This is a genomic window from Serratia sp. CY31944 (genome assembly GCF_052169175.1).
Taxonomy (GTDB): Bacteria; Pseudomonadota; Gammaproteobacteria; order Enterobacterales; family Enterobacteriaceae; genus Serratia; species Serratia sarumanii.
Window position 1 is genome coordinate 1 of sequence record NZ_JBJNLG010000035.1, and the last position, 19512, is coordinate 19512.

General features: G+C 59.4%; 17 protein-coding genes and 1 pseudogene. 10 read left to right on the forward strand and 8 right to left on the reverse strand.

What is annotated here, in order from left to right:
• Window positions 1-120 (forward strand): annotated as a pseudogene (locus tag ACJ8IN_RS24100) (DUF533 domain-containing protein); the annotation flags it as partial.
• A gap of 322 nt (window positions 121-442) precedes the next feature.
• On the opposite strand, the gene ACJ8IN_RS24105 reads toward ACJ8IN_RS24100, so the two are convergent.
• Complete coding sequence (locus tag ACJ8IN_RS24105; RefSeq protein WP_047571036.1) at window positions 443-874, reverse strand: GNAT family N-acetyltransferase; 432 nt, start codon at window positions 872-874, stop codon at window positions 443-445.
• A 284-nt stretch (window positions 875-1158) separates the two neighbouring features.
• On the opposite strand from ACJ8IN_RS24105, the gene ypfM reads away from it, so the two are divergent.
• Entirely contained in the window at window positions 1159-1218 is a 60-nt protein-coding gene (ypfM, locus tag ACJ8IN_RS24110) for a protein YpfM (protein ID WP_100396732.1), read from the forward strand.
• 125 nt (window positions 1219-1343) lie between these two features.
• Here ypfM and acrD read toward each other — a convergent pair whose 3' ends face one another.
• On the reverse strand, window positions 1344-4481 hold the full coding sequence (gene acrD, locus ACJ8IN_RS24115) for a multidrug efflux RND transporter permease AcrD (RefSeq protein WP_033635489.1): 3138 nt from the start codon (window positions 4479-4481) through the stop codon (window positions 1344-1346).
• 293 nt (window positions 4482-4774) lie between these two features.
• Between acrD and ACJ8IN_RS24120 the strand changes: the two genes are divergently transcribed.
• Window positions 4775-5053: a winged helix-turn-helix domain-containing protein gene (locus ACJ8IN_RS24120; protein ID WP_004941750.1), complete on the forward strand. Its 279-nt coding sequence runs from the start codon at window positions 4775-4777 to the stop codon at window positions 5051-5053.
• Between the two features lie 32 nt (window positions 5054-5085).
• Here the strand turns inward: ACJ8IN_RS24120 and ACJ8IN_RS24125 are convergent, their stop codons facing one another.
• Both ACJ8IN_RS24125 and narQ read right to left on the reverse strand, forming a co-directional pair.
• Complete coding sequence (locus ACJ8IN_RS24125) at window positions 5086-5718, reverse strand: response regulator (protein ID WP_033635488.1); 633 nt, start codon at window positions 5716-5718, stop codon at window positions 5086-5088.
• Between the two features lie 161 nt (window positions 5719-5879).
• Complete coding sequence (gene narQ, locus ACJ8IN_RS24130) at window positions 5880-7556, reverse strand: nitrate/nitrite two-component system sensor histidine kinase NarQ (RefSeq protein ID WP_060423096.1); 1677 nt, start codon at window positions 7554-7556, stop codon at window positions 5880-5882.
• 390 nt (window positions 7557-7946) lie between these two features.
• Here narQ and nudK point away from each other — a divergent pair, with 390 nt between their 5' ends.
• Window positions 7947-8522 (forward strand): GDP-mannose pyrophosphatase NudK, encoded by a 576-nt coding sequence (gene nudK / locus ACJ8IN_RS24135; protein WP_033635486.1) that lies wholly within the window; start codon window positions 7947-7949, stop codon window positions 8520-8522.
• A gap of 50 nt (window positions 8523-8572) precedes the next feature.
• On the opposite strand, the gene tkt is transcribed toward nudK, so the two are convergent.
• The 3 genes from tkt to ACJ8IN_RS24150 form a co-directional block, all read right to left on the reverse strand.
• Window positions 8573-10567, reverse strand: a complete 1995-nt coding sequence (tkt, locus tag ACJ8IN_RS24140) for a transketolase (RefSeq protein WP_041036605.1) — start codon at window positions 10565-10567, stop codon at window positions 8573-8575.
• Window positions 10568-10585: 18 nt separating this feature from the next.
• Complete coding sequence (gene tal / locus ACJ8IN_RS24145; protein ID WP_033655004.1) at window positions 10586-11536, reverse strand: transaldolase; 951 nt, start codon at window positions 11534-11536, stop codon at window positions 10586-10588.
• A gap of 257 nt (window positions 11537-11793) precedes the next feature.
• Entirely contained in the window at window positions 11794-12387 is a 594-nt protein-coding gene (locus tag ACJ8IN_RS24150) for a lytic polysaccharide monooxygenase (RefSeq protein WP_060427449.1), read from the reverse strand.
• A 404-nt stretch (window positions 12388-12791) separates the two neighbouring features.
• Between ACJ8IN_RS24150 and ACJ8IN_RS24155 the strand changes: the two genes are divergently transcribed.
• On the forward strand, window positions 12792-13733 hold the full coding sequence (locus ACJ8IN_RS24155) for a LysR family transcriptional regulator (protein ID WP_033635481.1): 942 nt from the start codon (window positions 12792-12794) through the stop codon (window positions 13731-13733).
• A gap of 85 nt (window positions 13734-13818) precedes the next feature.
• Here ACJ8IN_RS24155 and ACJ8IN_RS24160 read toward each other — a convergent pair whose 3' ends face one another.
• Entirely contained in the window at window positions 13819-15318 is a 1500-nt protein-coding gene (locus ACJ8IN_RS24160) for a glycosyl hydrolase family 18 protein (RefSeq protein WP_308325953.1), read from the reverse strand.
• Between the two features lie 292 nt (window positions 15319-15610).
• Between ACJ8IN_RS24160 and ACJ8IN_RS24165 the strand changes: the two genes are divergently transcribed.
• The 5 genes from ACJ8IN_RS24165 to maeB all read left to right on the forward strand — a co-directional run bounded on the left by ACJ8IN_RS24165 (window position 15611) and on the right by maeB (window position 19351).
• Entirely contained in the window at window positions 15611-15937 is a 327-nt protein-coding gene (locus tag ACJ8IN_RS24165; protein ID WP_004936551.1) for a phage holin, lambda family, read from the forward strand.
• A complete protein-coding gene (locus tag ACJ8IN_RS24170; RefSeq protein WP_033635478.1) occupies window positions 15927-16328 on the forward strand; it encodes a M15 family metallopeptidase in 402 nt (133 codons plus the stop codon). Before ACJ8IN_RS24165 ends, ACJ8IN_RS24170 begins: the two co-directional genes overlap by 11 nt.
• Window positions 16325-16705 carry a hypothetical protein gene (locus ACJ8IN_RS24175; RefSeq protein WP_308325952.1) on the forward strand — a complete coding sequence of 127 codons (381 nt, stop codon included), beginning with the start codon at window positions 16325-16327 and terminating at the stop codon, window positions 16703-16705. The genes ACJ8IN_RS24170 and ACJ8IN_RS24175 overlap by 4 nt, the downstream gene beginning before the upstream one ends.
• Window positions 16686-16859, forward strand: coding sequence for an Rz1-like lysis system protein LysC (gene lysC, locus ACJ8IN_RS24180; protein WP_308325951.1), 174 nt, complete (start codon window positions 16686-16688; stop codon window positions 16857-16859). The genes ACJ8IN_RS24175 and lysC overlap by 20 nt, the downstream gene beginning before the upstream one ends.
• Window positions 16860-17071: 212 nt before the next feature.
• Window positions 17072-19351, forward strand: a complete 2280-nt coding sequence (gene maeB, locus ACJ8IN_RS24185; protein WP_033635475.1) for an NADP-dependent oxaloacetate-decarboxylating malate dehydrogenase — start codon at window positions 17072-17074, stop codon at window positions 19349-19351.
• Window positions 19352-19512 lie beyond the last annotated feature (161 nt).

The window sequence follows — 19512 nt, forward strand, 5'->3', positions numbered from 1 at the left end:
GATCTGCGCGCCAAACGCCTGGTGCAGGCGCTGGTGTTCGCCGCCAAGAGCGACGGCCATATCGATGCCGACGAGCAGCGCGCCATCGATCACAGCCTGGCGCAGCTGCAGGTGGGGGAGAGGTTTTTAAATAGATGTCAGCTATCAATCAAGGAAGATTAAAAGGAAATATCATAGATAATTCCTATCGTAAATTAATATTCGATCGTTTTTACCGATCTTTTGGTTCGTGATATCTTTGTAAGAGGTCTAATGACTAAGAAATATCTCTGACAGGAAGTTCAAACGTTTTCTCATTCATGGTTGCAGAGGTGAATAATAGTGAAAATAAAAAGTTAAAAGAGAGAGTGCGTTTTTTTTGGGCGCTTTGGCTAAGCATTTTATCTGTCTCAAGCATATCGTCAGCTGTATTCTGCTGAGAAAAGTATTTTGATCAAGATGATCAGCGGATATAACCGCCGTTTTGCAACCGTTGCAGTGAGGCGCCGTCCGCATACACCATGCCGGTGGTCAAATCGTGAAAGCCGTACTTTTTATAGAAGGCCAGTTTTTCCGGCACGGAATAGATGAAAATCTTGCCGAGCGGCGCCAAATCTTGCATCACCCGATCCATCAACCTGCGCCCCAGCCCTTGCCCCTGAAAGCGCGGATCGATCGCCACGTCGGCCAGATAGGCGACCGAGGTCAGGTCGCTGATGGCGTGCGCGGTGGCGATCAGCTCGTCACCGATAAACCCCCAATAGCAAAACTGGCTGTGTTGGTAAATGCGCCGCAGGGTGTGCGGATCGCGCTTGCCCAGCCCGGCGGCCTCCAGCAATTCACACAGCCGCTGCCAGTCGATGGCGCGGCGGTTCGGGTCGGTGATAATTTCCATCGTTTTCCTCTAACCAATAAGACTGAGGTCGGCGGCATAGTGCCGAATGGCGTGCTGATACCCGCGGATGTCGGCGCTCCATTGTCGTATTTTTATACCTTTTACACGCTACCGCGGAGAAATTGATATCACAAGGGAATAGCAGCACTAAACATTGATCAGATAAATACGAAAATGTGCGCTAAGCCCGGTTTCCGGGCCCGGCATCGTTCCCGTTTCCCTTCACATGGTCAAAAAACAGGCGTAGAATCCGCTTCGTCAAATAATTGAGGTTGTAAAGTATTATGGTTGATCGTGAATTAGGAAACTGGAAAGACTTCATTGATGAGATGTTGGGCAACTGACACAGCGTTGAAGCAGATGGCAAGGTTGAGTCATTGGAAAGTCACTGAAACACCTTGGGAACGAGATTATCGTTCGAAATAAAGCAGCATCGGTAACCCGACGCTGCTTTTTTATGCCCAGGCTATCATTCCCCGGCGGCCGTCGTATTGCCTGCCGGATGCGCTTTGCCCGGGAAGCGGCGGCGCACCAGCACGAAGAACAGCGGCACGAAGAAAATCGCCAGCAGGGTGGCGGAGATCATGCCGCCCATCACCCCGGTGCCGACCGCATGCTGGCTGCCGGAACCGGCGCCGCTGCTGGTGGCCATCGGCAGCACGCCGAAGATGAACGCCAGCGAAGTCATCAGGATCGGCCGCAGACGCATGCGTGATGCGTCGAGCGTCGCGGACATCAGATCCTGCCCTTTGTGGTTCAGCTCGTTGGCGAATTCGACGATCAGAATGGCGTTTTTCGCCGACAGCCCAATGATGGTCAACAGGCCGACCTGGAAATAAACGTCGTTCTCCAGGCCGCGCAGCCAGGTGGCGGCGACCGCGCCGATCACCCCCAGCGGCACCACCAGCATCACCGAGAACGGTATCGACCAGCTTTCATACAGCGCCGCCAGGCACAGGAACACCACCAGCAGCGAGATGGCGTACAGCGCCGGCGCCTGCGAGCCGGACAAGCGTTCCTGGTAGGAGAGCGCCGTCCATTCCAGCCCGAAGCCGGTCGGTAACTGGCTGACCAGTTTTTCCATTTCCGCCATGGCGGTGCCGGTGCTGACGCCGTTGGCCGCCTCGCCGACGATTTCCAGCGCCGAGTTGCCGTTATAGCGTTCCAGCCGCGGCGAGCCGTATTCCCAGTGTGAACTGGCGAAGGCCGAGAACGGCACCATGCCGCCCGCGCTGTTGCGCACATACCATTTGTTGATGTCTTCCGGCAGCATGCGGAACGGCGCGGCGGCCTGCACGTAAACTCTCTTCACCCGGCCGCGATCGACGAAGTCGTTGACGTAGGTCGAACCCCAGGCGGTGGAGAGGGTATTGTTGATGTCGTCGATAGATACGCCCAGCGCCTGCGCCTTGCGCTGATCGATATCGATCTGCAGCTGCGGGCTGTCGTCCAGGCCGTTGTGGCGCACGCGCGACAGCAGCGGATTTTGCGCCGCCAGCTGTAACAGTTGGTCGCGAGCCGCCATCAGTTTGGCGTGCCCCAACCCGGCGTGATCTTCCAGTTCCATGTCGAAGCCGGAGGAGTTGCCGAGGCCGGTGATCGCCGGCGGGCTGCTGGCGATCACCCGCGCTTCGTTAATCTTGTTGAATGCCAGCGTGGCGCGATCGATGATGTCGAACGAGCTGTTGGCGCCCGAGGTGCGCAGATCCCAGTCTTTCAGCCGAACGAACAGACGCGCCACGTTTTGGCCGTTGCCCCCCGGCCCGGAGCCGATGATGGCGAACACCGACAACACGTCCTGTTTCTCTTCGGTGAGGAAATACTGCTCGACCTTTTCCACCACTTTAGAGGTTTGCTGCAGGGTCGAGCCCGCCGGCAGCTGTACCTGTACGGTGAAGATGCCGCGGTCTTCCTGCGGCAGGAACGAGGTCGGCAGCTTGATGAACAGCAGCGCCATGCCGCCGAGCAACAGCAGATAAATCACCATGTAGCGGCCGCTGGCGTGCAGAATGCGCCCCACGCCGCGCTCATAGCGTTCGGCGTTGCGGTTGAACATGCGGTTGAACCAGCCGAAGAAGCCGCGCTTGCCGTGATGGTGCCCCTTGGCGATCGGTTTGAGCAGCGTGGCGCACAGGGCCGGGGTCAGGATCATCGCCACCAGCACCGACAACACCATGGCGGAAACGATGGTGATGGAGAACTGGCGATAGATGGCGCCGGTGGTGCCGCCGAAGAACGCCATCGGCACGAACACCGCCGACAGCACCAGGGCGATGCCGACCAGCGCGCTCTGGATTTGCCCCATGGATTTGCGCGTGGCTTCACGCGGCGGCAGGCCTTCTTCGCTCATCACGCGTTCGACGTTTTCCACCACCACGATGGCGTCGTCCACCAGCAGGCCGATCGCCAGCACCATGGCGAACATGGTAAGGGTATTGATGCTGAAGCCGCAGGCGGAAAGGATGGCGAAGGTGCCCAGCAGCACCACCGGCACGGCGATGGTGGGGATCAGCGTGGCGCGGAAGTTCTGCAGGAACAGATACATCACCAGGAACACCAGCAGGATGGCTTCCAGCAGCGTTTTCACCACGTCCTTGATCGAGGCTTTGACGAAGGGGGTGGTTTCATAGGCCACTTTGGCCTCCAGCCCGTGCGGGAAGTATTGCGACAGCTCGGCGATCTTGTCCTTCACCAACTGGTCGGTTTGCAGTTCGTTGGCGCCGGAGGCCAGCTTGATGTTCATGCCCGCGGCCTGCATGCCGTTGTAGCGGCTGAGGTAGTTGTAGTTCTCGCCGCCCAGTTCGACGGTGGCGACGTTGCCCAGCGTCACCAGCGAACCGTCCTGATTGACCCGCAGGGTGATTTGGCGGAACTGTTCCGGCGTCTGGAGCTGCGACTGGGCGTTAATGGTGGCGTTCAGCGCCTGCTTATCGACCGATGGCGTGCCGCCCAACTGGCCGACCGCGACCTGGGCGTTCTGCGACTGAATGGCGCTGACCACATCCTGGGTGGTCAACTGGTAGCTGTTGAGCTTGTTGGGATCGAGCCAGATGCGCATGGCGTATTGCGAGCCGTACACGTCCATGCTGCCGACCCCGTTGATGCGGCTGAGCGGATCCTGCAGGTTGGAGACGATGTAATCGGCGATGTCCTGCCTGTCCATGCTGCCATCGGTGGAGACAAACGCCACCATCATCAGCGTGGTGTCGCCGGATTTCGAGACCGTCACCCCCTGATTTTGCACCGCCTGCGGCAGGCGTTTGATCGCGGCCTGCAGCTGGTTTTGCACCTGCTGCATCGCCTCGTTGGGATCGGTGCCGGCTTCGAACGTCAACGTCACGGTCGCCTGGCCGGTATTGGTGCTCTGCGACGACATGTACATCATGTTGTCGAGGCCGGTCATATTCTGTTCAATGATTTGGGTAACGGTGTTTTCCAGCGTTTGCGCCGAAGCACCTGGGTAAGTTGCGCTGATGCGCACGTTCGGCGGCGCCAAATTCGGGTATTGTTCTACCGGTAAAGAAAAAATCGCCAACGCCCCGGTCAGGCAAAGAATAATTGCCAGCACCCAGGCGAAAATCGGGCGATCAATAAAAAAATTGGCCATGCAGCGCGAACCTCGTTATGACTTGTTCTATCTTTAAAACGCATCGGAAATATGCATTTCAGCGGCAGGGAAGGATTCCGGCGCTATTGCACTTTACTCGGGATAGCCGAGGAAAGCGTGGAGAAAAAAAGGAGATAGTGTAAATAACGGTAGCGGAAAACGGCGTGGGCGTATCGGCGTCGGTAATTGTACGCTATTAAGACATTTTTATTACTATCAAAGGCCTTGCGCATTTTTTCGCCGCAGGGAATCGAAAAGTAAAAACTGGCCTCACCTTACAGCAGGAGCTTGGCATGGGAATTAACCCGGTATTTGCCCGTCGGCTTTATTTATGCTGGCTGATCAGCCACAGTGAGCGGCCCAATGTGCCGCGGTTGATGGCGCTGACCGGCTGGCCGCGCCGTACGTTGCAGGATGTGCTGAAGGCGCTGCCCGGCATGGGCGTCGAGCTGCAGTTCGTGCAGCAGGGCGTGCGCAACAACGACGGTTTCTATCAGTTGGAAAGCTGGGGGCCGTTCAACAAGAGCTGGGTGCACCAGCATCATCAGGCGCTGCTCAGCGCCATCGAGTAAGCGGCCCCGGCGGATCGGCCGGGGCGGGGCGATCAGTGGCTTTTGTACTCCAGGTACATCACCGTCGCCGCCACGCGAGAACGCACGTCCAGCTTGCGCAGTATGTTGCGGATGTGCACCTTCACGGTTTCTTCAGAGATATGCAACTGCGCCGCCACCTGCTTGTTGGACAGGCCGCGCGCCACCTCTTGCAGGACGTCCAGTTCGCGTTCGGTCAAGGCGGCGAAGGGGTCGCGCTGCTCGCTGCGCGCCAGCAAATAGTCGGCCATCGCGTCGCTGATCACGTTCTGGCCCTCGGCGGCGGCGCTGATGTGTTCCAGCAGTTGTTCGGGTTCGCTGTCTTTCAGCAGATAGCCGTCGGCGCCGGCGTCGATCAGCGCATACAGATCGCTGCGCGCGTCGGAGACCGTCAGCACGATGATGCGCGCGTCCACGCCTTCGTCGCGCAGGGCCCGCAGCGTATCCAGCCCCGACATGCCCTTCATGTTCAGATCCAACAAGATCACGTCCGGAGCGTGCTGCAGCGCCAGCGCAACCGCCTCGCTGCCGTTGCCGGCCTCTGCCACCACGCCAAATCGCGCATCCAGTCCCAGCAGTTGTTTGATGCCGCGCCGCATCAACGGATGATCGTCAACGATCATGACTCGGTATTGCTTCATCACCATGAAATATGCTCCCTGTAGCAAGTAAAGCCACTCAAACGCGCCCGGAGGCGTGCTTCACAGTGGGACTGTCTCTTCAAAAATAGCGGCATTCTGCACCGCAAACCTCTCCGGGCGGCCTTCAGGCCGGCGGCAACCGTAACGCAGAGTGAACAGCCGCAAGGTCAGGGCGAGAATGTCAGGCAGACCGCCGTGCCGCCGCCGCTTCTGCGCCGGATGCGCAGCGTTCCTCCCAGTCGCGCCGCGCGTTCGCTCATGATGGTCAAGCCGTAATGCCCTTCCGGTTCTTCCAGACTGGCGATGCCGCAACCGTCGTCGGTAATGCTGAATACGTTGTCGCCAGCGGCGTTGACCTCGCAACATACCGCGATCTCGTTCGCTCCGGCGTGCTTGACGGCATTGAGCACCGCCTCGCGCACGATCTGCAGCGCGTGCACCTGCTGCTGGGCGTTGAGCGCCTGCGAGGGCAGCCGACAGTGTAACTGAATCCGCGCGGGGGTTAGCGCCTTTAATGGCTGCAACAGTTGCTCCAGCGCGGCATTCAGGTCCGCCTCCTGAATGTTGAGGCGGAAGGTGGCCAGCAATTCTCTCAGTTGGCGATAGGCATCGGCCAGCGTGCGCTCGAAATCGTCGATAATCGCCTGCGCCGCCGGATCGTCGGCGGCGCGCCGGAGCAGCGTCAGCTGGATGCGCAGGAACGACAGCGTCTGCGCCAGCGAATCGTGCAGCTCGCGTGCGATGGTTCCACGCTCTTCCATCAACAGCAGATATTGGTGCTGCTTTTGCGCCCGGTTGAAGTAGACGCCGCGCCCCAGCATGTTGGCCAGGCTCTGCATCAGGTGAGGATGCGGCGGCTGTGCTTCGGGCTGCCATCGCAACTCGCCCAGCAGTTTATCGCCTTGGGTGATCGGCAGCGCGCTCCAGGTTTGCGCCGGCGCCGGCTCTCCTTCGTTCAGTTGCCACTGGCCATGATCGTCCGCCACGTTCAACCGGATGCAGCGCAGTCGTTCGCTTTGGCGCACGATGCGCAGCGCATTTTCGAACGCCTGCTGATCGATCTGACGCACGCTCAGCGCCTGCGAGCAGCGATAGAGCACCTCCAGCGTGTCGTTGGCCTGCTGCAGGCGCTGGGTCTTTTCCTGCACTTTCAGCTCCAGCGACTGATAGAGGCGGGCCAGCTCGTCAGACATGGCGCTGAAGGTTTGCGACAGCACGCCGAGCTCGTTCGGCAGCGCCACGTCCAGCTGCGGATGGCGAAAGTCGCGCTGTTGCACGCGCTGGCTGGCGTCGACCAGATGCTGCAGCGGCGTGACCACCTGGCGGCGCATAAAGCGGATGCAGAACAGCACCAGACCGATGATGGCGGCGTAGCCCAGTACGCTGACGGCGGCCACCAGGGTGAGTTTCAACTCGGAATAGCGCTGCAGAGCGGAAACGAAATGATCGACGCGGTTGACGTAGCCGGCGACCTCAGCCCGGTAGGCGGCCGCCTGCCCGTCGCGGATCTGCCGCTCCATCGTTTGCCATGTTCGTTGCAGCGCCAGATAGTGGTTGCGCACCTCGGCCGGGACGTAAAAGCGCGTCAGCTTTTGCAACGCGGGCGCCTGCAAAGATTGCCGATACTGCTGCAGGTGCAGCTCCAGCTCCGGGCTCTGCCGCTCGAGATCGAAGGCTAAGCGGTAGCTTTGCATGCGCAGCGAACCGGCAATGTTGATCGCCTCGGCATCGCTCTGGCTGCCGGCGACGGTCGTCAACGCCAACCCGGTGGCGAGCACCGACAGTATCACGATGCCGAACAGCGCTCTGGCCAGGCTGCCGGTCACGGAACGTTTAACAAGCAATCACGGAATCCTTTTCTCTCAGGTGAGGCGCTTCGCCAGTTTCATTCGAAAGCAAAACTATAACTTTTGCAACTAAATTGCACCGCGATTTGTATCAAGTTGTCAACAAAACGGGAACAATTGTCGTTGTGTAATCAAATGAATAGCGAAATGCCCGCCGATGTTCAGCGGCGGGCCGGTTTTCTCTGAAGATTTGCCTTTGGGGGGCGAATCGCACTGGGTTTTATGCAATGTCATGCGCCTGAGCGCGACTTATTTTCCATTATTTTAAGCAATGTTAAGTCCCGGCTTGTCCGGCGGGGTACGGTGTGATTTTTGTTGCAAATCGTCTGCCGCGGCGCGGCGTAATCGCGGTATGATCTTCAGGTTGCAACTCAAGGGAAAAGGGTCATGTCGTCGAAAATTGAGAATGTGAAGAAAGAGCTGCTGTCGGACAACTGGTATGTGCTGCACAAGTACACGTTCGATCTGAAACGCAAAAACGGCGGTTCGGTGCAACAGATGCGCGAGGTCTACGATCGCGGCAACGGCGCCACCATTTTGCTGTACAACCGCGCCAAGGGTACGGTGGTGCTGACCAACCAGTTCCGCATGCCGACCTATGTCAACGGCAACGAGAGCGGCATGCTGCTCGAGGCCTGCGCCGGCCTGCTGGACGCCGATTCTCCGGAGCAGTGCGCGCGCCGCGAAGCGGTGGAAGAGACCGGTTTTCAGGTGGGCGAGGTCAAGAAAATCTTCGAAGCCTACATGTCGCCGGGCGGTGTGACCGAGATCGTGCACTTCTTTATCGCCGAATACCATGACGATGAGCGGCGTGCGGCCGGTGGCGGCATTGAAGATGAAGATATTGAAGTGATCGAACTGCCGTTCAGCGAAGCGGTGGCGATGATCGCCGACGGCCGCATTAAAGACGGCAAAACCATCATGCTGCTGCAGTATTTGCAGATCCATCGGGTGATGGCATAAAAAAAGCCGGTCACGATGACCGGCTTTTTTATCGGCTGGCGCCAGGCCGCTTACTTCAGCAGCGCCTGCGCCTTGGCCACCACGTTGTCCACGGTGAAGCCGAACTCGGCGAACAGTTGCTCCGCCGGCGCCGACTCACCGAAGGTGGTCATGCCCACGATGGCGCCGTTCAGCCCCACGTACTTGTACCAGTAGTCCGCGATACCCGCTTCCACCGCCACGCGCGCCGTCACCGCCGCCGGCAGCACCGACTCGCGGTACGCCGCATCCTGCTTGTCGAACGCGTCGGTCGACGGCATCGACACCACGCGCACCTTGCGGCCCGCCGCGGTCAGCTTGTCCGCCGCTTCCACCGTGATGCCCACTTCGGAGCCGGTGGCAATCAGGATAACGTCCGGCGTGCCCGCGCAGTCTTTCAGCACGTAGCCGCCGCGGTACACGTTCGCCAGCTGCTCTGCGGTGCGTGGCTGCTGGGTCAGGTTCTGACGCGAGAACACCAGCGTGGTCGGGCCGTCGTTGCGCTCGATGCCGTACTGCCACGCCACCGCCGATTCCACCTGGTCACACGGGCGCCAGGTGCTCATGTTCGGGGTCACGCGCAGGCTCGCCAGCTGCTCCACCGGCTGGTGGGTCGGGCCGTCTTCGCCCAGACCGATGGAGTCGTGGGTGTAGACGAACACGTTGCGCAGCTTCATCAGCGCCGCCATGCGCACCGCGTTGCGGGCGTATTCCACGAACATCAGGAAAGTCGCCGAGTACGGCAGGAAGCCACCGTGCAGCGCGATGCCGTTGGTGATGGCGGTCATGCCGAACTCGCGCACGCCGTAATGAATGTAGTTGCCCGCCGGGTCAACGTTCAGCGCTTTCGAGCCGGACCACATGGTCAGGTTGCTCGGCGCCAGGTCGGCAGAGCCGCCCAGGAACTCCGGCAGCACCTTGCCGAACGCTTCCAGCGCGTTCTGCGACGCCTTGCGGCTGGCGATGTTGGCCGGATTGGCCTGCAGTTTTTCAACGAACGCCTTGGCGTCGGCTTTCCAGTCGGCCGGCAGCTCGCCGTTCATGCGGCGCTTGAACTCGGCGGCCTGCTCCGGGAAGGCCCTGGCGTAGGCGGCGAATTTGTCGTTCCAGGCCGCTTCTTTGGCCTGACCGGCTTCCTTGGCGTCCCACTGGGCGTAGATGTCCTGCGGGATTTCAAAGGCGGCGTATTTCCAGCCCAGCGCTTCGCGGGTAGCGGCCACTTCGGCGGCGCCCAGCGCGGCGCCGTGCACGTCATGGGTGCCGGCCTTGTTCGGCGAACCGAAGCCGATAACGGTCTTGCACATCAGCAGCGACGGCTTGTCGGTCACCTTGCGGGCTTCTTCAATCGCGGCCTTGATGGCGTCCGGGTTGTGGCCGTCGACGTTGCGCACCACGTGCCAGCCGTAGGCTTCGAAGCGCAGGGCGGTGTCGTCGGTGAACCAGCCGTCGACGTGGCCGTCGATGGAGATGCCGTTGTCATCGTAGAAAGCGGTCAGCTTGCCGAGCTTGAGGGTGCCGGCCAGAGAGCAGACTTCGTGCGAGATGCCTTCCATCATGCAGCCATCGCCCATGAAGGCGTAGGTGTGGTGGTCAACGATGTCGTGGCCCGGGCGGTTGAACTGCGCCGCCAGGGTGCGTTCGGCGATGGCGAAGCCGACGGCGTTGGCAATGCCCTGGCCCAGCGGGCCGGTGGTGGTCTCAACGCCCGGGGTGTAGCCATACTCCGGGTGGCCCGGGGTTTTGGAATGCAGCTGACGGAAGTTTTCCAGCTCGCGCATCGGCAGGTCGTAGCCGGTGAGGTGCAGGAGGCTGTAAATCAACATGGAGCCGTGGCCGTTGGAGAGCACGAAACGGTCGCGGTCAGCCCAGTGCGGGTTAGTCGGGTTGTGGTTGAGGTAGTCACGCCACAGGACTTCGGCGATGTCCGCCATGCCCATAGGGGCACCCGGGTGGCCGGAATTGGCTTTTTGTACGGCGTCCATGCTGAGTGCGCGGATGGCGTTGGCAAGCTCTTTACGAGAAGACATAACGAAACTCCAGTGCGGTTACAGTTGAGCGGCCAACATGTCTTCCAGCTTCTGCTGGTCGACGGCGAACAGGCGAATGCCTTCGGCGAGTTTTTCCACCGCCATGGCGTCCTGGTTGTGCAGCCAGCGGAACTCCGCTTCGGCCAGCGGGGCCGGTTGGTGGAAGCCCTCGGTAGACGGGGTCAGCTTGCGCTCGACCGGCCGGTCGCTGTTTTTCAGCTGTTCCAAAAGGTTCGGCGCGATGGTCAGGCGATCGCAGCCGGCCAGCGCCAGGATCTGCTCAACCTTGCGGAAGCTGGCGCCCATGATCACCGTCTGGTAACGATGACGCTTGTAGTATTCATAGATGGTGCGCACCGATTTCACGCCCGGATCCTGCTCGGCATCGTAGTCGGCGGCAGGCTGTTTGGCCTGATACCAGTCATAGATGCGGCCGACGAACGGCGAGATCAGATACACGCCGGCTTCGGCGCAGGCGCGGGCCTGGGCGAAGGAGAACAGCAGCGTCAGGTTGGTGTTGATGCCTTCTTTTTCCAGCTCCTCGGCGGCTTTGATGCCTTCCCAGGTGGAAGCCAGTTTGATCAGGATGCGCGATTTGTCGATGCCCTGTTCTTGATACATGGCGATCAGCTTGCGCGCTTTGGCGACGCACATGCCGCGATCGAACGACAGGCGGGCGTCCACTTCGGTGGAGATGCGGCCCGGCACGCTTTTGAGGATCTCGACGCCGATATTGACCGCCAGCTTATCGCTGGCGTTGATCAGCTGGGTTTCCTTGCTGCCGCCCTGGCGGCGGGCATAGTCCAGCGCTTCGACGATCAGCGCCTTGTACTGCGGCAGCGCGGCGGCTTTCAGGATCAGCGAAGGGTTGGTGGTAGCGTCCTGGGGTTCGAACTGGCGGATGGATTCGATATCGCCGCTGTCGGCGACCACCGTGGTCAGCTGCTTGAGTGCGTCTAATTGATTCATTGATAAGCTCCTTGACCAAGCTCAACGTAGGGAAATGAGAACCTTTTTCATCATAGGGGGAACACACTGCATCATCGGGTCGGGAATGAAAATGCGCTTTTTCTGATTGTTGCGATGGATAATAACAATGAATGCCGAGTAAACCCAGGCGGGGCGCGGTTTACGGCGGGGGAGGCGAGGGGGGCGGTGGCGCGAGAGCCAAAAAAAGAAGGGTTCAGCGCCAGGCTGAACCCTCAAAGATGGCCTCATTTGGCCGATTATTTGCTCAGGTTGACGTCGATCGCCTGATAGAAGGCGTTGGCGGTGTCGGCTACATCCCACACGGCAAGGATCACGTGCGAACCGCTGCGATCTGCCGGTATATTGCACTGGTGGGTAACCTGTGCGGCAGGGATGGCGCCGCCGTCGTTGAACTGGCAGAACGGCGTCAGATCAAAGGAGGCGCGGGTCAGCGGCTGCGAAGCGTCCCAGTTCGGCTTGGTGATGAAATAGCGCCAGCTGGTGGTGCTGTGACGCGCGGTCAGCTTCCAGGTAAAGGAGTTCGGGCCGCTTTTCAGGTTGAGCTTGTTCCAGCGCGTCGGCGTTTGCTGATCCAGTTCGAAGAAGGTGGACTTGTCGGCGCTGGCGATGTGGCCGTCAGCCGGGCCGGCCTGCGGGAAACCTTTCAGGCCTTCGACGCTCTGCGGTTCATACTGCACGCTGCCGCACTGGGTGTTGAGCTGCAGTTTGCACTGATAGGCGCGGCTGGCCGGCGATTCGACATAACCGTGAGCATTCGCCTGTTGCGAAACGCCGAACATGGCTGCGCTCAGCAGGCCCAGAGAGAATAGGGTACGGGAAGTTTTGTTCATAAGTCACTCCTGACTGAAATTATGTTGTAAGTTGAGCGTATTTCACCGACAAAATGAGAGGCTAATAACGTAATTGGAAATAACCCTTCTTGTCGGCTTGTTTTATTTTTATCATTCTGGTCGTGCGGCAGAGCGGAATGTTTTAACGGCTATTAACGAAAATTATTATGATGACGATCTTTGATCGTTAGGCTGAATTTATTTAACTGTCACAATGCAAAAATAGAGCGCTATGATGAATTTTATATCAGGTCGTGATGAATAGTATTTAAGATAGCGCTCTCATTTATGAAGTATATTGCTTGTTGCCTTGAGTATCCTTGTTCGATTTGATCGATTTTTGTGCGCCACCACCTTGGGAATTTAGTGTCATTTTTCTTGTTTTATTTTAAAGAGGAATTTGTATGACTAGATTATCCCTGGACGCGATTAAAATAATCAGCACCATTAAGAGCACCGGCTCTTTCTCTATGGCGGCGGAGGCGCTGCATAAAACGCCTTCGGCAATCTCTTATCGGGTTTCCAATATTGAAAGCAAACTCTGCGTGAAACTTTTTCATCGCAATGGCCCCATGATTACCCTGACGGATGAAGGGGAATTTCTCCTGCAGGAGGGCAGCTGGATATTAAATGCGGTGCAGGATCTGGAAAGCCGGGTAAGAAACATCCCCAAGCTGGACAATAATATCCGCCTGGCGGTGGATACCTTCTTCCCGTTGGAGACCCTGACGCAGGATATCCGCGACTATATTCAGCATTGCCCGAACGCCAATATCTCGGTGCAGCGGGAAGCGCTGAACGGCACCTGGGATGCGCTGAAGAACAACCGGGCGGATCTGATCATCGCCATCGGCCAAATCCCCGACAGCGTACAGGCCAAAACCCTGATGCTTGGCAAGCTCAACTTTGTGCTGTGCGTGTCGCCCTCGCATCCGTTCGCGGCGCAGAAAAAGCCGGTGTGCAAGAAGCAGCGCTTGAACGACATCGTGGTTGCGATCGCCGACAGCAGCCATGAACTGCCCAAACGCAATCACGGCACGTTGCCTTTGCAGCGCCAACTGGTGGTGTGCGACGTGGAAAGCAACCTGGCGCTGCTCAAACGCGGCATCGGCCACGCTTTTCTGCCGCCGTCGCTGATCGAAAAGGAACTGGCCAGCGGCGAACTGGTGACGGTGCCGGTGGAGATGCAAAAGGGCGACGAAATGATTTGGCTGGCGTGGCATCCGGCCAGCAAGGGCGCCGGGTTTAACTGGTGGCATGAGCGGCTGACGCGCAAAAGCGATGTTTACAGCCTGATGGGCCGCGAAGTGGTGCGGGATGGCGGCTATCCTTGGTGCCACAACTGAAGGAATAGAGACGAAGGGACGCGAAAATCAAACGGTTAACTCAATGAAAACCCCGCAGCGCTCGGCTACGGGGTTTTTTTATGGCTTACGCCACGCGGCCCACCTTCAGCCAGGCGCTGTCGGAGCCGGGCGCCGAGGTGATGTAACCCCATTTGGTCTGCCAGACGTAACCCTGATAGGACACCAGCGCGCCCTGCGCGTAAGTGGTGCCCGGCACGTAGGCCGGCGCGGTCATGATCGGCAGGTTGCCGGGGCCGACGCCGGTGTAACGCAGGCCGGTGCCCATATCCAGCTGGCTGTCGTCGTAGTCCGCGGCGTTGAAATAGCGATCCAGCGCGGCCAGCAGATCGCCGTTGCGGTTGTCTTGCCCCAGATGCCAGAACATCACGCCGCCCAGCTGCTGCTGCTTGATGTACTTCGCTTTGTATTTGAAGCTTTCGGCATCGTCATAGGTGACGAACAGCCCGTTCTGCGCATGATACAGGTAAGGGGTTTTGGTCTTGTCGTTCCACAACCGCTGATAGCCGTAGTTGCCCTGCAGCATCTGCTCCAGCTGGCGATAGGAGGCGATGCGCGGATCCTTGTCGCGCACGCACTCTTCGCAGCCCACCAGCCAGTAATCGGTGCCCGGATACGGATCTTCGCCCGGCGTGCTGTGGCTGCTGTACTGGCCGCCGTTGCTGCCGCTGACGCCCTTGAAGGCGCGGCCGTAGAAGGGGACGCCCATCACGATCTTGGCGCTCGGCACGCCTTCCATCATCAGGTGCTGCTGCACCGCGGCGTCGACCGTCAGGCTGAACGGGCTGGGGAAGGCGCGGGTCAGCTCTTCCCAGCTCCAGCCCAGATTGGCTTCGCGCAGCGCGTTGTAGAAGGTCGGCCCGGCCGCGTCGCCGAACAGCGCCGCCTGGTGGTTGGTGATCTTCTCCCAGGGGCCGGCCAGATCGTAGGTCATCAGGTTGATGTAATCGAGCGGCGCGACGATCTGCGCCAGCTTGCTGTAATAGCGCGACAGGAAGAAGGCGCCGCCGGCGCCGGCGATAGTCAACTGATACGGCAGCGTCTGGCGGCCGTCGGCGACGGTTTGCTGATTCAGCAGGGTGCGGATCTCTTGCAGCGCGGCGATGAAACCGTCCACTTCTGATGCTTGCGGGTACTCCCAGTCGATGTCCACGCCGTCGAAGCCGTAATCTTTCATGATGCGCACGCAGGATTGGGCAAACTTGGTGCGCGAGGCCGGGGTTTTCACCGCGTTGACGTAGTTGGCGTGCGACACGCCCAGATCGTTGGAGTAGTACCAACCGCCGATGGAGAACATGATGCGCAGGCTGGGATTGTGCGCCTTGAGCGCGGTCAGGCGGTTGACCACATCGCGCGCCTTGGCATCGTTGGTGGCCGGATCCCAGGCGCATTCCAGGTTGCTGTTGATATCCAGGAACGAGAAGTTGATGTGCGTCAGCTGTTTGGCTTTGGCCGGCGTGATGTTGGAAACCGGGAACGGCACGACGGACGTATCGGACTCGGTGTAATTATTGATTTGGTTGGTCGGAATAAAATAATACCCAATAACGGCTTTGCGTGTGGACATGGTATTTCTCCAGAGTGGATGTTTTTAAGATGGGACATATTTCCCGCAGCCATTAATGTTTATTTTTCGTGAAAACGAAAGTCGAAATAAATCACGATAACAATGAAATTTTATTCATTGCCGTCAACATTGGCGCTTATGCGTTGTGCCAGCGCTCAGCATGAATGAATTCGACCATAGGGCCTGTATTTATTCATTTGCTTTGTAATAGCATCCTTAACTAGATTCTGATTATCCGATGTCCCACCGGCCGTGATTGGCATTTAATTAAAAATAAAAAAGGAGATGAGCTATGTCCAGCATAGAGCCTGACGCTGTTGGCTTAATAGTCCAGCGAGTATGTGAATATCTTCAGCCGGTATTAAACGCCATTTTGGCCGGCGTCATGGCGCTATTGCACGGCGCTTACCGCAACGTGGGCATTCGGCGCCGTTTATTGAATGCGGCGATGTGCGCGTTATTGGCCTGGACGGTGCGCGATGCGCTGGCGCTGATGGGCCTGGAATTAAAGTGGGCGAATTTGGCCAGCGTACTGATTGGCTTTATGGGGGCGGATTACATCAACGCCTTAATTAAAAAATTCATCGGCAAAAAGACGGGGTTTAAAAATGTTAAATGACATCGAAGAGATTCGTTTTACCGCCCGCAGCGAAGAGAACCTGCGCGGCGTGCACCCGGATCTGGTGCGCGTTATTCGTCTGGCGCTGCGTTATTCGCTGGTGCCGTTTTCCGTCAGCGAGGGGCTGCGCAGCATGGCGCGCCAGCGGGAAATGGTGCGCGCCGGCAGCAGCCAAACGCTGCGCAGCCGCCATCTGACCGGTCACGCGGTGGACGTGGTGGCGATGCCGGCGGGTGTGGTCTCCTGGGAGTGGGATTACTACGCGCAGATTGCGGTGGCGGTGCGGCGCGCGGCGCGTGAATGCGGGGTCAACGTCGAATGGGGCGGCGAGTGGAAAACCCTCAAGGATGGCCCGCACTTCCAGCTGGCGTTCCGGGACTATCCGGCATGAGCGGCTGGCTGCAAAAACTGATGCAGGGCGGGTTGCTGCTGCTGTTGCTGGCGGCCATCTGCCTCGGCGGCTACAGCTCGCTGCTGTCGCACCAGTTGGCGTCCGCGCGCCAACAGGCGGCGGAGCTACAGAAAAGCCTGGCGCAGCAGGCCGGGCTGATCGCCACCCTGCAGACCCAGGATGCGCAAAACCGTGCGCTGATGGCGGCGCAGCAGCGGCAGGAACGGCAGCTGCGCCAACAACACGAGGCTTATCAGAGGAAATACCGTGAAGCGATTAAAAACGATCCCTGCGCCGCTCAGCCTCTGCCTGGCGCTGTGCTTGAGCTCCTGCGCCCGGCCGCCGGCGCCGCAGGCCGTGCCGCTGTTGCCTCCTGAATCGGTGTTCGCGCCCTGTGAGCAACCGCGGCTGCAAGGGGAGACCTGGGGCGATGCGGTAAGCTATACCCTGGCGTTACAAACCTCGTTACACATTTGCGGCGGCCAGGTGGAGACGCTCAACGCCTGGCGCGCCACGCTGCCGCCACGCTGACGGCGGCGCTTCTTCGACTCGTCTCGCGATCCTTTTTTTACTTTTAAAACGGTCTTTCGGCCAAGGTTATGGCGCGCTTCAAAGTTTGTGATGTTTCTCTCACTATACTTCAAGGCTGCGCCCTGTCATTGTACTTGGGCGCCACGGCCCACGGCAGGGCGCAGCCTCAAAGCCTTACCTCAACATAAAAGCAAAAAACAAAGGAATCCATAATGGACGAACAGCTCAAACAGAGTGCCCTTGATTTCCATCAGTTTCCTGTCCCAGGGAAGATCCAGGTTTCCCCCACCAAACCGTTGGCGACCCAGCGCGATCTGGCGTTGGCCTATTCGCCGGGCGTCGCCGCGCCTTGCCTCGAGATCGCCGAAGATCCGCTGGCGGCCTACAAATACACCGCGCGCGGCAACCTGGTGGCGGTGATTTCCAACGGCACGGCGGTACTGGGTCTGGGCAATATCGGCGCGTTGGCCGGTAAGCCGGTGATGGAAGGCAAGGGCGTTTTGTTCAAGAAGTTTTCCGGTATCGATGTGTTTGATATCGAAGTGGATGAGCATAACCCTGACAAATTGATCGACATTATCGCCGCGCTGGAACCGACCTTCGGCGGCATCAACCTGGAAGACATCAAGGCGCCGGAGTGTTTCTACATCGAACAGAAACTGCGCGAGCGCATGAAGATCCCGGTGTTCCACGACGACCAGCACGGCACGGCGATCATCACCACTGCGGCGGTGCTCAACGGCCTGCGCGTGGTGAAGAAGAATATCTCCGACGTACGCCTGGTGGTGTCCGGCGCCGGCGCGGCCTCCATCGCCTGCCTGAACCTGCTGGTGGCGCTGGGGCTGCGGCAACAGAACATCACCGTTTGCGACTCCAAGGGCGTCATCTATAAAGGCCGCGACGCCAATATGGAGCAGACCAAAGCCGCCTACGCCATCGAGGATAACGGCCAGCGCACGCTGGGCGACGCCATCCCGAACGCCGACATCTTCCTCGGCTGCTCCGGCCCGGGCGTCCTGACGCAGGATATGGTGAAAACCATGGCGCGCGATCCGCTGATCATGGCGCTGGCTAACCCGGAACCGGAAATTCTGCCGCCGCTGGCCAAAGCGGTGCGCCCGGACGCCATCATCTGTACCGGCCGTTCCGATTACCCGAACCAGGTGAACAACGTCCTGTGCTTCCCGTTCATCTTCCGCGGCGCGCTGGACGTGGGCGCCACCACCATCAACGAAGAGATGAAGCTGGCCTGCGTACACGCCATCGCCGATCTGGCGCTGGCGGAGCAGAGCGACGTGGTGGCTTCCGCCTATGACGACCAGGATCTCTCCTTCGGGCCGGAATACATCATCCCGAAACCGTTCGATCCGCGCCTGATCGTCAAGATCGCGCCGGCGGTAGCCAAGGCGGCGATGGACTCCGGCGTGGCGACGCGCCCGATCGAAGACTTCGACGCTTACGTCGAGAAGCTGGCGGAGTTCGTCTACAAAACCAACCTGTTCATGAAGCCGATCTTCTCGCAGGCGCGCAAAGAGGTGAAGCGGGTGGTGCTGGCGGAAGGCGAGGAAGAGCGCGTGCTGCACGCCACGCAGGAACTGGTGTCACAGGGGCTGGCCTTCCCGATCCTGGTCGGCCGCCCGAGCGTGATCGAAATGCGCCTGAAAAAATTGGGTCTGCAGCTGACGCCGGGCAAGGATTTCGAAGTGGTGAATAACGAGTCGGATCCGCGCTTTAACGAATACTGGGGCGAGTACTACCAGATCATGAAACGCCGCGGCGTCTCGCAAGAGCAGGCGCGCCGTGCGGTGATCGGCAACCCGACGCTGATCGCCGCCATCATGCTGCACCGCGGCGAAGCGGACGCGATGATCTGCGGCACCATCGGCAGCTACCACGAGCATTACGACGTGGTGAAGAACGTGTTCGGCTTCCGTGAAGGCGCGCACGTCGCCGGCGCGATGAACGCGCTGCTGCTGCCGAGCGGCAACACCTTTATCGCCGACACCTACGTCAACGACGATCCGACCCCGGAACAGCTGGCGGAGATCACCCTGATGGCGGCGGAAACCGTGCGCCGCTTCGGCATCGAGCCGAAGGTGGCGCTGCTGTCTCACTCCAGCTTCGGCTCTTCCGACTGCCCGGCGGCGCGCAAGATGCGTAAAACGCTGGAGTTGGTGAACGAGCTGGCGCCCGAGCTGGAGATCGACGGCGAAATGCACGGCGACGCCGCATTGGTGGAAAGCATCCGTCACGATCTGATGCCGGACAGCCCGCTGAAAGGCTCGGCCAACCTGCTGATCATGCCGAACATGGAAGCGGCGCGCATCAGCTACAACCTGCTGCGCGTCTCCTGCTCGGAAGGGGTGACCGTCGGGCCGGTGCTGATGGGGGTCGCCAAGCCGGTGCACATCCTGACGCCGATCGCCTCGGTGCGCCGCATCGTCAACATGGTGGCGCTGGCGGTGGTGGAAGCCCAGACCCAGCCGCTGTAAGTTCGGGTTGAGTGACTGGCCCCCTGCGCCGTTGGCGCCGGGGGCTTTTTTATTGTAAGCCTTAAACCACCTCCTAAGGAGGTGGTGATTGAACCTGTGAGGCTCTAGCCTGAAGGAAACCCATGCCGGAATATTCCAGCTTACTCACCACAAGTAAGAAG